The sequence below is a fragment of the Winogradskyella sp. ECml5-4 genome (genome assembly GCF_036903175.1).
Classification (GTDB): Bacteria; Bacteroidota; Bacteroidia; order Flavobacteriales; family Flavobacteriaceae; genus Winogradskyella; species Winogradskyella damuponensis.
The window spans coordinates 280,699-293,338 of record NZ_JAYJLF010000005.1 but is presented as its reverse complement, the minus strand read 5'-3'; the positions used below and the strand labels follow the sequence as shown (position 1 = coordinate 293,338).

Genomic DNA, 12,640 nt, shown 5'->3' with positions numbered 1-12,640 from the left:
CACAAATACAATTTAGAAAAATGAAACATTTAAAAACTTTATTATTTGCATCGGTACTTTTTATAGGAGCTACAAGTCTTACAGCTGCTCAAAGTCAAATTGCTCATATTAATAAGCAAGAATTAATTAAATCTATGCCAGCTTATACCCAAGCACAAATAGATATTGAAAAGATGGGTAAAACTTATGAAGCTGAAATTCAAAATTCACTTAAAGAGTTAGACAAAAAATTAAAGCAATATACAGCAGAAGAGCCTACAAAGACTAATGAAGAGAATCAAGCACGTATGCAAGAGGTTGAAGGTATCAAGCAGAGCTTAGGAGAATACCAACAACAAGCTCAAAAAAGCTTACAAGAAAAAGAATTTAATCTTTTAAAGCCTATCGTTGAAAAAGCAGACAATGCGATTAAAGCTGTGGCTAAAGCACAAGGATTTCAATATGTTGTAGATTCTGCAATGTTAATTGTAGCAGATGGTAAAGACCTTATGGCAGATGTTAAAAAACAATTAGGAATGTAATCCTAATTAAAAAAAATAAACATTTAGAAAGTCGCTTATTAATAAGCGACTTTTTATTTTTGTATACATGAGTAAAAAAAGCATTGGTATATTTGATTCGGGTATTGGAGGTACATCTATCTTCAAGGAGATTTATACGCTTTTACCAAATGAAAATTACATCTATTTAGCCGATAGTAAAAATGCACCTTACGGGAATAAAACAAGCCAAGACATTCTCAAGCTAAGTATTAAAAATACCGAATATCTTATAAGTAAAGGTTGTAAAATCATTATTGTGGCTTGTAATACAGCTACAACAAATGCTATCTCTTATCTAAGAAAAAACTACAGCATTCCTTTTATTGGTATAGAACCGGCAATAAAGCCAGCAGCTCTAAATACTAAAACTAAGGTCATAGGTATTTTAGCAACAAAAGGAACTTTAAGTAGTCAACTTTTTCACCAAACAACAGATTTATATACTAATGGAATAAAAGTGATTGAGCAAGTAGGTGAAGGTATTGTGCCATTAATAGAATCGGGTAAGCTAGACTCGATTGAAATGCAGGTATTGCTAGAGGCCTATTTAAAACCGATGTTAGAGCAAAATATTGATTACTTGGTTCTAGGCTGCACACATTATCCGTACCTTATTCCTATGCTCTCTAAAATGCTTCCAGAGCACATAAAAATTATTGATTCGGGTTTGGCGGTAGCAAAACAGACACAAACAATTTTATCGGATAAAAACTTATTAAACAATTCTGAGTTAAATCCAACGATACAGTTATTTTCTAACGGTAATGTGGCAGTTTTAAATTCAATTATAGATCAACAATTTAATGCGACTTATTTAGATTTTTAGTAAGGTTTCCTTTTTAAAGTATACTAATCTATTATGAAATTACTATTTGTTTATAATGCTAAATCAGGGGCATTAAATGCATTGTTTGATGCAGGACATAAGCTTTTTAGTCCTTCAACCTATAAATGTAGTTTGTGTGCTTTGACACATGATGCATTTACAGAAAATACAATTTGGAAGAACTTTAGGTCAGAAAATCATTTTAAAATGGAATTTTATCATAAAGATGAGTTTGAAGCAAAATTTCCTAGTGTAAAAATAATGTATCCAACCATTCTTAAGTTAGAAGGTCATGAGCTAACAACGGTTTTAAATCCAGATGTCTTAAAAGAGATTTCAAATGTTGAAGGCTTAATTGAACGCTTAAAACGAGAGGTTTAATATAGATAAGGTGTTCAGCTTTTTAGACGCTCAAAATTACTCCTTAAACCAACTTGAATATTCTACATAATTATTAGCGATTCTATCAATTTCACCTGAAATTAATTCTTTGCTAATGTCCTTTACTTTTTTTGCAGGTACTCCAGCATAGATGCTTCCAGATTCTACAATGGTATTTTTAGTTAATACAGCACCTGCAGCGACAATACTATTGCTTTCAACAATACAATCGTCCATAATAATACTTCCCATACCAATAAGCACATTATCTTTTATAGTACAACCATGCACTATGGCATTATGACCTATAGATACATTATTACCAATGGTTGTTGGTGATTTTTTATATGTTGCATGAATCACTGCACCATCTTGTATATTTACCTTGTTGCCCATTTTTATAAAATGTACATCACCTCGAATTACGGCGTTAAACCATACGCTACATTCTTTTCCCATAGAAACTTCTCCAACAATAGTTGCATTTTCTGCTACGTAGCAATCTTTTGGAATTTGTGGATGTTTTCCTTTAACAGGTTTTATAATTGGCATAATTTAGTTTTATATTATAAGTTATAAAGGCTATAAGATAAAATGAAAAATTAAGATATGCAGGATTTATTGCATAAAAAAAGAGCAGCATTATGCTACTCTTTAATATTATCTTATAGAAATATATATCTATATATCTTCAGCGTCTCTCAAACCTTGAATGTATTCAGCTTTCTGAATCTCTCTTCTTCTTTTTACAGAAGGTTTAGTGAAATAACGAGATTCTCTAAGGTTTTGCATAATTTGCACATTTCTGTGTTTACGCTTGTAACGCTTAAGTGCACGTTCTATATTTTCTCCTTCTTTGATTTCGATTTTAATCATTTATCGATATATTTTTGTTAACTAATTCTTGCAAATGGTCGGCAAATATATGCTAACTATTTGAAAATAAAAAATTAATTCAACGTTTTAGATATTTATTTTTAACCTAGGTATGTTTTTAAGATTTTACTCTTACTTGCATGTCTTAATCTTCTAATACCTTTTTCCCTGATTTGTCTTACACGTTCACGTGTTAAATCGTAAATACTTCCAATTTCTTCAAGGGTCATTGGTGGTTGATCTCCGATTCCAAAATTTAAACGAATCACATCACTTTCCTTTTGAGTTAGTGTTTCTAGAGCACGTTCAACTTCCGTGTTTAAAGACTCTTTCATTAAATCTCTATCAGGTCTTGGTGATTCACCAGAACTTACGACATCATATAAACTAAATGTTTCTCCATCTTTTAATGGAGCATCCATTGAGAGGTGACGACCAGAGTTTTTCATAGATTGCTTTACTTCACGAACACTAATATCCAATTCGCGAGCAACTTCTTCTGCATTTGGTGGCCTTTGGTGAAGCTGTTCTAAATGAGAGAAAGCTTTATTAATTTTATTAATTGTGCCAATTTTATTTAATGGTAATCTTACAATACGCGATTGCTCTGCTAATGCTTGTAATATCGCTTGTCTAATCCACCATACAGCATAAGAAATAAATTTAAAACCTCTTGTTTCATCAAAACGTTTTGCGGCTTTTACTAAACCAGCATTACCTTCATTAATTAAATCTGGTAATTTTAAACCTTGATTTTGGTATTGTTTAGCAACTGAAACCACAAACCTAAGATTGGCTGTCGTTAGTTTGTCTAAAGCTGCTTGATCACCTTTTTTTATAAGCTGTGCTAATTCCACTTCTTCATCAGCAGTAATCAACGGAATTTTACTTATATCTTGTAAATATTTATCTAAAGATTTGTCTTCTCTGTTGGTAACCTGCTTGGTGATTTTTAACTGCCTCATATATCCTTTTAAAATTTAGTGAACCTTCAATGTAATCTAATAATTAAGAATTCCAAACAATTAGGTTATTATTAACAGGTTTTAACGAAAAATAGCTATTTTAACCGTTGAACGGTTAATTTTTGGTTGAATCTGTCGCTTTTTTGTTACTTGTTTTTTTCTTTCCGCCTAATAGTCCACCCAAAATATTACCTACTCCTTCTTTAACTTTGTCTTCAGTAGATGACTTTGTTGTATCTTCTTTTGTAGATGTAGAATCGGTTTTTGTAGGAGTTGAGTTTCCTCCTAAAAGGCCACCTAATAAATCTGTAACCTTATCTTTTCCTTTTCCTATTAATTTTTGTTTTTCAATTTCAATTAATTGATTGGTTAAGTTGGTAACACCAGATGTTAAATCGGTTTTAATATTAGGGCTTGCAAATGTGCCACCAATACTAGCTGTTATTGGAACCGTTAGATTATTGACTTCATTGTCATTAATTTTTCCAATCAAACGATTGACTTCACTTCCTAAATATTTAGCTGGTACTTGTAAAACAGCACTGTAGTTCATTGTATTTGAAAAGCTATGAGAACCAGAGACTTCAATAGGAATGTCTTTATAATTAATAGTGAATGGTTTTACAGAAACTTGTCCGTTTTCAAAACTTAAATTCGTTTTAATGTCTTTTAAATCTAGTTTGTTAAAATCAATAAAATCTAATTTGCTATCTAAGCTTGTTAGTAAAGGACTGTTGCTTGTATCTACTTTATCTGTTAAAATTTCAGCCAAAGCATTACCAGACATTGTTGTTAAATCTGGAGAGAAGCTTTCGTCTAAAAAACCGCTAATATCAATGGTAGAATTTAATTTTCCTTGCAATACATTAGCAATTGGTGCCAAGGCTTTTAGCATTTCTAAATCTTTGAAGGATTGTGATATGTCAAAGTTTTGCATGCCTAATTTCATATCAAAACTTGGCTTTGCAGATTTAGTGGATACATTACCAGAAATCCCTAATTGACCGTTAAAAATATCTGTGGTCATATTTTTTAAATTCGCATTTTGGTCTTTAATTAATAGTTGCCCTTTTACGTTTTTTAGATTTAGATTGTCATAAATTACTGTTTTAGCATTGGCTGTAATAGTGCAATCTAAAAATGCAGGAATTTTAAGAGATTCTGTTTCAGAGGTTGTTTTATTAGAGGTTTCACTAGCTGTTTCATCTTCTACCATAAAATCTGAAATGGCAAACGTATTAGAGTTAACATTAAAGTTACCTTCTAATTTTTTATCGCTTAAAAGAAAACCTAGTAAATTGGTAATAGTTCCTGTAGCTGAAAAATCACTCTGTCCCGTTAAAGCATCAAAACTATTTAAGCTTACAGTTCCTGGTTTAAACGTTAAATCTGCTTTATTGATTTGTATCGGATTTACAATGTCCTCAGAAGAAAATACAAAATTAGATAACGAAACACTACCAACATTTTTAATGCGTTGGTAAGCATTTGTTTCAATGGCGTTCATATCAAAAGAAGTGCTGACATTTCCTTTTAAGATACCGCTAAGTTCATTCTCTAATTCAATAGGGTAAGCTTTAGTGATGTTTGCTAAATTTAAAACACCATCTAATTTGGCAGCAACCAACATGTTTTTTGTGAGGTTTTTAATAGAAGCTTCAGATTTAAATACATCTTCATCAATTTGAAAATTCAGTTTATTAATGTTTACAAATGTGTCGTCTACATTACCTGTTGTGTTTTTTACCGAAGCGTCAATCGCAATATTTCGGACGCTTTTTGGAAGATCAGGAAATTTAAATGATGCATTACTGGAATTTAAATTAATATCTAAGGTTGGTATTGTTTCTTCTGAAACTAATCCTTTAACAATTCCGTTTACGGTAAAATTCCCAGTAGTGCTTACGTTTTCAATATCCTTAGCATAAGCTTTAGGAATAACAGCTAAAAAATCTTTGAAGGATGCTTCAGGGTTTTTAAACGTAATGTCAATTTGTTGTCCAGCTTCAACCAACTGCACAAAACCATCAAATTCTAAGGGTAAGGCATTGATGTAGGCTTTGTTTTCTTTGAAGGTGTATTTCTGTTGTTCTAAATCTAAATCGATGAGTGCGTCTAGCTTAATGCTATTATTGCTTAAGTATTCAGTGCTGTCCATAGCAAAGGTGACATTAGCTTCTGTGTTTGTGTCTAGTTCCGACTTGCCTCCAGAAAATATACCTGTTCCTTTATGGTTAATTTCTGTAAGGTAAAATGCCATATTAGATGTGTCATCAATATAGGTAAAAGCACTGTTGTTAAGTTCGTAGTTGTCAATATCAAAACTAAAACCGCTTGAAGCTTCGGTGTCTACAGGTGCCGCATCTGTTTCACTTTCCTTTACAATGTCATAATTTACAGCACCAGTTTTATTGGTTTTTAAAATAAGAAGTAGCTCATTGGCTATTATTTCATTAACCTCTAGAGGTTCTTCCGTGCCTTTCAATAATTGCATAACTCCCATTTCAAAAGACAATGATTTTGCTGTAGCTAAGGTTTCTCCTTTAAAAGGAGCGCGGTTGGTGATTTTTAAATTGTCTACACTAATTTCGGCTTTAGGAAAACTACTGATAAGGCTTAGGCTAATATCGTCAAAAGTTAGTTCGGCATTTAAGTTTTCATCAGCATAGTTTTGAACAATGGCATCTATTTTAGACTCTAAGACAAAAGGTATTGCAATAAGAATCGCAATAAAAAGTAGTAAAATGATTCCGACAATTTTGAGGACTTTCTTCATAATTAGTATTTGTAAGTTTTAAATAGCTTCTTTAGTTATATACGCAAAATTCCGTATAAAAGTTGCTAATTTCGGTAAGTTTAAGAAGATTTTAATGTTTTGTTTAGCGGTTATAATAAATTTATTTCCTCATTTACCTTTAGCTTAAAACGCTTTCTGAATAAATAGACGCCTAAATATAAAAAAGGCGTGTCTAATAATGCGATTAATACTTTGAAAATAAAGCCGCTAATGAGTAATCCTGGAAAATTTGCCCAATCTATAATGCCAAATGAACAGAGTAAAAACACAATAGTAAAGGTGTCTATAAATTGAGAAAACCATGTCGAGAAATTATTACGTAACCAAAGGTGTTTGCCTTTGGTTAATCGTTTCCAGAAATGATAGATTTGAATATCTACAAACTGAGCAAATAAATAGGTCACCATACTAGCAAAAACAGCAAGCGACGTGTTCCCAAAGACTTTGTTAAACATGGTGTCATTAACATAAGACCAATTTGTAGCAGGTACACTTGACGCTGTATAGATAATTAATAAGGAAAATAGTGAAGCAAAAATACCAACCACCACAATGTCGTTAGCACGTTTTTTACCATAAATCTCACTAATTAAATCTGTAATTAAAAATGTAATGGGATAGGGTAAAATACCAACAGAAATCTCAAATAATTTAGAACCAAAAATCTCAACATCAAAAGGATGCCAATAAAAGAATTTTTGAAATATTAGGTTTGAAACGACGAGCGAAGTGATAAAAAGTCCTCCAAGTAAGAAGTAAATACGTTGGGCTAAAAGCTTGTCTTTTAATGACATTAAAAATGGTTAATAAATAGTTTAGGTAAAGCTAAAGTAATAAAATTTGTTTTAGTTATTTTGTTGCTTCGATGAAACCAACCAAAACCATCCATATAGCATTAGGGAGTAACAAAGGCAATAAATTGCAGTATTTGCAATCTGCTATTGATGCTATTTTTGAACGTATTGGTGCGGTTAAAAAGATTTCTAAAGTATATAAAACGCCAGCTTTTGGTTTTGAAGGTGACGATTTTTTTAATGCCTGTATTGCGGTTGAAACAGAATTAAGGCCTAAGAGCGTCTTAAAATTATTACAAGAGATTGAACTTAAGTTGGGTAGAGCTGCTAAAACTACCAGTGGTTATGAATCTCGCGAAATAGATTTAGATATTCTGTTTTTTGAAGACGAAATTCTTGAAGAAAAAAACTTAATCATTCCGCATCCACAAATACAACATCGTACATTTGTTTTACAGCCACTGCTTGATATCGCTAAAGATTTTAAGCATCCGGTTTTAAATACTTCAATCGAAGCATTATTAGGTCAGTGTATAGATAATTCAGAGATAGAACACGTTAATATTTGGCTAAAGAATCCAAGGAAAGTTTACACCTTTAATAATTATAATTATTTAGCAATTGAAGGTAATATTGGAGCCGGAAAAACAAGTTTGGCTAATAAAATTTCTAAAGACTTTAATGCTAAACTAATATTAGAGCGTTTTGCTGATAATCCGTTTTTACCAAAATTCTACAAAGAGCCAGAACGTTATGCCTTTACCTTGGAAATGTCTTTTTTGGCAGACCGTTATCAACAAATTAGTGATGATTTATCACAATTAGATTTGTTTAAGGATTTTATGGTTAGTGATTATGATGTAAATAAGTCGCTTATTTTCTCTAAAGTAACCTTGCCAGAAGATGAATTCCGTTTATATCGTAAACTGTTTTATCAAGTTTACAAAGATATTGCAAAGCCAGATTTGTACGTTTACTTATATCAAAATACTGAACGTTTACAGGCTAATATTAAAAAACGAGGCCGTAATTACGAAAAGGATATCAAAGACGATTATCTAGAAAAAATAAATACAGGTTATCTTGAGTTTTTAAAAAGTCAACCTGATATGAATGTGAAAATCATTGATGTTTCAGATAAGGATTTTGTTAAGCATCGTGCGGATTATTTGTGGTTGTTGGGAGAGATTAATGAGTCTTCAGTAAGCAGTAAGTAGTAGGCCGTTGGTTCTGTTGTTCTTAGTTTTGTTTGGTGTGGAACTTCTTATAGTCTATAAAGCGTAGTCTTAATTATACCTTTATTGTTATCTAAAGTAATTTGTGAAAGTTTTTGTGCTTCAACAATTTTTAAATTAAAAGGAGCTTCCAGTAGATTAACACCACTATTTTTTTTAATCCTAATACCTTGTCCTGAAATAATATCTATGTTAGGTGTAAAATTTCCAACGGGTAAGTGTTCTGTCAGAATCAGATATTTATAATGTGAGAGTTTTTTAATGATTTTTTGAATTTCAGTATTAGATAAGTGTTGTAACACCTGTCTTAAAATAACACAGTCGGTTTTTGGTAATTCATCTTCAACAATATTAAGGCAATGAAATTCTAAATTTTCGGCTTTAAATAGGGTTTTGTTTCTTTCAATTAAATTTTCAACGATATCAATTCCAATATACTTTTTAGTATAATTAATGAGTTGCTTTCCAATATTAAAATCACCACAACCTAAATCGCAAACAGTAAGAGAGTTGTTATGCGATTTTAAAAACGTAGAAACACTATGTAGGTAAGGTTCAATAATTTTAATGTTATGAGAGCCATCACCTGAGTAAAAGTCAAAGTCTTTTCCTCCCCAAAGATGCAGGTCATAGACTTGCTGCATGGCATCTTTTGTGGGCCAAGGTGTTTTTGGTTTCAATTATTACAGCGCTTTTAATTTACTGAACACATCCCAAATTACAACACCACAACTCACCGAAATATTTAAGGAGTGCTTGGTGCCATATTGCGGAATTTCAATCACCAGATCACTAGCGTCAACTACGTTTTGGTCAACACCTTTTACTTCATTACCAAATACAAAGGCGTATTTTTCATTAGGTTGAGGTTTAAAATCATTGAGCATAGTTGCGTTTTCGGCTTGTTCAATAGAACAGATGTTTACGTTTTCTGCTTTTAATTTTTCAATAACATCTATAGTGTGTTCTGCATATGCCCAATCTACAGTTTCAGTACTTCCTAAAGCAGTTTTTCTAATGTCGTTATGCGGAGGCTGTGCGGTGATGCCACAGAGATAAATTTTCTCAATTAAAAAAGCATCGCTAGTTCTAAATACAGAACCGATATTGTTAAGACTTCTAATATTATCTAAAATAATAATGATAGGCGTCTTTTTAGCGTCTTTAAATTCTGAAACGTCTAGTCTATCTAATTCTTCGTTTTTTAGTTTTCTTTTCAACTGTACTTAATTTTTTTAATTAAATTTTGAAACACCCCTAAAGTCCCTTCACCTCAAGGGGACAGTCTCACTGTTGCGGTTAAAAAAATCTGAAAGATATTTTTAACAATTGTCCCCTTGAGGGGTGTTTTTTTATTCTACGAGACCAATAAAGTTTTTAAAACCAGCTAGGTCAGTTGGCACGCCGTTATCAACACTTGTAAATAACTTCTAGTTTTTGAGCTTCAATAAACCTCAAAATATAAGTAATTTAGCAAACTTGCAATTCTGAAATAATTCAGTACAAAAGTATAATTTAAAACGCGATTACCATTGGCTAAAAAGGCAAAAAAAGTAACACCATTAATGAAACAGTATAATGCCATCAAGGTTAAATATCCTGATGCACTTTTACTGTTTAGAGTAGGCGATTTTTACGAAACTTTTGGTAGTGACGCTGTAAAAGCATCAAAGATTTTAGATATTATTTTAACCAAACGTGGTGCAGGCAGCGAAAGCGAAACAGAATTAGCTGGTTTTCCACATCATTCTTTAAATACGTATTTGCCAAAATTAGTTAAGGCAGGAGAGCGTGTTGCAATTTGCGACCAATTAGAAGATCCAAAACAAACTAAGACCATTGTAAAACGTGGAGTTACAGAGTTGGTGACGCCAGGTGTAGCCTTTAATGATGATATTCTACATTCTAAGTCTAATAACTTTTTAGCAGCTGTTTATTTTGAAAAACAACGTATAGGTATATCGTTTTTAGATATTTCAACAGGAGAGTTTTTAACCTCTCAAGGTAATGCGGAATACATTGATAAGCTACTTCAGAATTTTAATCCAAGTGAGGTTTTAATTTCAAAACAAAGTCGAAAAGTATTTTCTGAAACCTTTGGAAACGATTTTCATACCTTTTATTTGGAAGATTGGGTGTTTCAAGCCGATTATGCCAATGAAACATTAACCAAACATTTTAATACGAAGACCTTAAAAGGATTTGGTATTGAAGATTTGTATGAAGGGATTATTGCTTCAGGCGTTGTACTTCATTATTTAAGTGAAACACGTCATAATAAGTTAGAGCATATTGCAACCATTTCTAGAATTGCAACAGATGATTATGTCTGGATGGATAAATTTACCATTAGAAATTTAGAGCTTTATAATTCTACTAATGCCAATGCGGTGACGTTAATCAATATTATTGATAAAACGATTTCGGCAATGGGAGGACGAACCTTAAAACGTTGGTTGGCATTGCCTTTAAAACATGCTGAAAAAATAAAGCAACGCCACGAAGTGGTGAAGTATTTGTTAGAAAATGAAACCGTACTTCAAGATATTCAAGGTCAAATAAAGCATATAGGAGATATTGAGCGTCTTATTTCAAAAATAGCAACGACTAAAGTGAGTCCGCGGGAAGTAATTCAGCTAAAAAATTCTTTGGATGCTATTGTGCCTATTAAATCGGTTGCTGAAACTTGTAAGAACGAAGCTTTAAAGGTATTAGGAGATAATTTACATCGCTGCGATTTATTACGTGAAAAAATAAAGGAGACTTTAAACGAAGAGGCACCAGTAAACATTTTAAAAGGAAGTTCAATTGCTGCAGGTTTTTCTGAAGAGTTAGATGAGCTGAGAGGTTTATCCCAATCAGGAAAAACCTATTTAGATAATATGCTGAAGCGCGAAAGTGAGCGTACAGGAATTACCTCTTTAAAAATAGCGTCAAACAATGTTTTTGGCTATTATATTGAAGTTAGAAATTCGCATAAAGATAAAGTTCCAGAAGAATGGATTCGTAAGCAAACCTTAGTGAATGCGGAACGTTACATTACAGAAGAGCTTAAAGAATACGAGGCAAAGATTTTAGGCGCAGAAGAACGCATCTTGGCTATTGAACAACAATTATTTGCCGATTTAGTAACGTGGATGCATCAATTTATTATTTCGGTGCAGCAAAATGCGCAACTTATTGGGCAATTAGACTGTTTATGTGGTTTTGCAAGTTTAGCTAAGTCTAATAAATATGTGTACCCACAAATTGATGACAGCTACGATTTAGAGATAAAAGATGGTCGTCATCCAGTTATTGAAAAGCAATTGCCAATAGGTGAGCCATATATTGCTAATGATTTATTTTTAGATAGAGCGTCTCAGCAAATCATTATGATTACGGGGCCTAATATGTCGGGTAAATCGGCAATTTTAAGGCAAACGGCTTTAATTGTGTTATTAGCGCAAATAGGAAGTTTTGTGCCAGCAGGTGAAGCTAGAATTGGTTTGGTAGATAAAATTTTTACGCGCGTAGGAGCTAGTGATAATATTTCAATGGGAGAATCTACCTTTATGGTAGAAATGAATGAAACGGCTTCTATTCTGAATAATATTTCGGATCGTAGTTTGGTGTTGTTAGATGAAATAGGAAGAGGAACAAGTACCTATGATGGTATTTCTATCGCTTGGGCTATTAGCGAATACTTACATGAGCATCCATCTAAGCCTAAAACACTTTTTGCAACGCATTATCACGAGTTAAATGAAATGACAGAAACGTTTGGTCGCATTAAAAATTTCAACGTTGCAGTAAAAGAATTAGAAGACAATGTACTTTTTGTTAGAAAATTGGTTGAAGGAGGAAGCGAACATAGTTTTGGAATTCATGTGGCAAAAATGGCAGGAATGCCTCAACAAGTCATTAGACGTGCCAATAAAATTTTATCTAAATTAGAGAAGTCACACTCAAGTGAAGAGCTCACGGATAAGGTAAAAAGTATTAAAGACGATTTGCAATTAAGTTTCTTTAATCTCGATGATCCTCTTTTAGTGGAGATTAAGGATGAAATTTTGCATACAGATATTGATACATTAACACCTGTTGAAGCTTTAATGAAACTCAATGAAATTAAGCGAATGTTGCTAAAGAAAAAGCAAGCGTAAAAAAAAATAAAAAATTTTCAAAAAAGGCTTTGCATTTAGAATTTAAATTTTAAATTTGCATCCGCTTTTGAAGCGAAAA

At 32.3% G+C, this 12,640-nt stretch carries 12 protein-coding genes; 5 read left to right on the top strand and 7 right to left on the bottom strand.

Translation table 11 applies throughout. The features are described 5' to 3' along the window. The first annotated feature begins 20 nt into the window (after nt 1-20). The 3 genes from VDP25_RS06175 (at nt 21) to VDP25_RS06165 (ending at nt 1,749) form a co-directional block, all read left to right on the top strand. Complete coding sequence (locus VDP25_RS06175; protein ID WP_334467878.1) at nt 21-521, top strand: OmpH family outer membrane protein; 501 nt, start codon at nt 21-23, stop codon at nt 519-521. A 67-nt stretch (nt 522-588) separates the two neighbouring features. After that, complete coding sequence (gene murI, locus VDP25_RS06170; RefSeq protein WP_334467876.1) at nt 589-1,368, top strand: glutamate racemase; 780 nt, start codon at nt 589-591, stop codon at nt 1,366-1,368. Nucleotides 1,369-1,401: 33 nt separating this feature from the next. Beyond that, nucleotides 1,402-1,749 carry a GTPase gene (locus tag VDP25_RS06165; protein ID WP_334467874.1) on the top strand — a complete coding sequence of 116 codons (348 nt, stop codon included), beginning with the start codon at nt 1,402-1,404 and terminating at the stop codon, nt 1,747-1,749. A 36-nt stretch (nt 1,750-1,785) separates the two neighbouring features. Here VDP25_RS06165 and VDP25_RS06160 read toward each other — a convergent pair whose 3' ends face one another. The 5 genes from VDP25_RS06160 to VDP25_RS06140 form a co-directional block, all read right to left on the bottom strand. Continuing rightward, on the bottom strand, nt 1,786-2,301 hold the full coding sequence (locus tag VDP25_RS06160; protein WP_334467872.1) for a gamma carbonic anhydrase family protein: 516 nt from the start codon (nt 2,299-2,301) through the stop codon (nt 1,786-1,788). A 129-nt stretch (nt 2,302-2,430) separates the two neighbouring features. Next, a complete protein-coding gene (gene rpsU / locus VDP25_RS06155; protein WP_195871527.1) occupies nt 2,431-2,625 on the bottom strand; it encodes a 30S ribosomal protein S21 in 195 nt (64 codons plus the stop codon). Between the two features lie 101 nt (nt 2,626-2,726). Further along, nucleotides 2,727-3,590 (bottom strand): sigma-70 family RNA polymerase sigma factor, encoded by an 864-nt coding sequence (locus VDP25_RS06150; RefSeq protein WP_215928363.1) that lies wholly within the window; start codon nt 3,588-3,590, stop codon nt 2,727-2,729. A 115-nt stretch (nt 3,591-3,705) separates the two neighbouring features. Continuing rightward, a complete protein-coding gene (locus VDP25_RS06145; protein WP_334467868.1) occupies nt 3,706-6,366 on the bottom strand; it encodes an AsmA-like C-terminal region-containing protein in 2,661 nt (886 codons plus the stop codon). Nucleotides 6,367-6,476: 110 nt separating this feature from the next. After that, the gene (locus VDP25_RS06140; protein ID WP_334467866.1) at nt 6,477-7,181 is read right to left on the bottom strand and encodes a queuosine precursor transporter; all 705 of its coding nucleotides are present in this window, start codon (nt 7,179-7,181) and stop codon (nt 6,477-6,479) included. Nucleotides 7,182-7,252: 71 nt separating this feature from the next. Between VDP25_RS06140 and folK the strand changes: the two genes are divergently transcribed. Then, nucleotides 7,253-8,398: a 2-amino-4-hydroxy-6-hydroxymethyldihydropteridine diphosphokinase gene (folK, locus tag VDP25_RS06135; protein ID WP_334467864.1), complete on the top strand. Its 1,146-nt coding sequence runs from the start codon at nt 7,253-7,255 to the stop codon at nt 8,396-8,398. Nucleotides 8,399-8,445: 47 nt separating this feature from the next. Here the strand turns inward: folK and VDP25_RS06130 are convergent, their stop codons facing one another. Continuing rightward, entirely contained in the window at nt 8,446-9,060 is a 615-nt protein-coding gene (locus VDP25_RS06130) for a class I SAM-dependent methyltransferase (RefSeq protein ID WP_334467926.1), read from the bottom strand. Nucleotides 9,061-9,099: 39 nt separating this feature from the next. Beyond that, nucleotides 9,100-9,636: an RNA methyltransferase gene (locus VDP25_RS06125; protein WP_334467862.1), complete on the bottom strand. Its 537-nt coding sequence runs from the start codon at nt 9,634-9,636 to the stop codon at nt 9,100-9,102. 312 nt (nt 9,637-9,948) lie between these two features. Here VDP25_RS06125 and mutS point away from each other — a divergent pair, with 312 nt between their 5' ends. After that, nucleotides 9,949-12,561 carry a DNA mismatch repair protein MutS gene (mutS, locus tag VDP25_RS06120; protein ID WP_334467861.1) on the top strand — a complete coding sequence of 871 codons (2,613 nt, stop codon included), beginning with the start codon at nt 9,949-9,951 and terminating at the stop codon, nt 12,559-12,561. Nucleotides 12,562-12,640: the final 79 nt, after the last annotated feature.

Excerpts from the sequence above, each read along its gene's own strand:
- VDP25_RS06140 (WP_334467866.1), bottom strand. The coding sequence starts at position 7,181 with ATGTCATTAAAAGACAAGCTTTTAGCCCAACGTATTTACTTCTTACTT.
- VDP25_RS06165 (WP_334467874.1), top strand. The coding sequence starts at position 1,402 with ATGAAATTACTATTTGTTTATAATGCTAAATCAGGGGCATTAAATGCA.
- VDP25_RS06145 (WP_334467868.1), bottom strand. The coding sequence starts at position 6,366 with ATGAAGAAAGTCCTCAAAATTGTCGGAATCATTTTACTACTTTTTATT.
- rpsU (WP_195871527.1), bottom strand. The coding sequence starts at position 2,625 with ATGATTAAAATCGAAATCAAAGAAGGAGAAAATATAGAACGTGCACTT.
- folK (WP_334467864.1), top strand. The coding sequence starts at position 7,253 with ATGAAACCAACCAAAACCATCCATATAGCATTAGGGAGTAACAAAGGC.
- VDP25_RS06160 (WP_334467872.1), bottom strand. The coding sequence starts at position 2,301 with ATGCCAATTATAAAACCTGTTAAAGGAAAACATCCACAAATTCCAAAA.
- VDP25_RS06150 (WP_215928363.1), bottom strand. The coding sequence starts at position 3,590 with ATGAGGCAGTTAAAAATCACCAAGCAGGTTACCAACAGAGAAGACAAA.
- VDP25_RS06130 (WP_334467926.1), bottom strand. The coding sequence starts at position 9,060 with ATGCAGCAAGTCTATGACCTGCATCTTTGGGGAGGAAAAGACTTTGAC.
- murI (WP_334467876.1), top strand. The coding sequence starts at position 589 with ATGAGTAAAAAAAGCATTGGTATATTTGATTCGGGTATTGGAGGTACA.
- VDP25_RS06175 (WP_334467878.1), top strand. The coding sequence starts at position 21 with ATGAAACATTTAAAAACTTTATTATTTGCATCGGTACTTTTTATAGGA.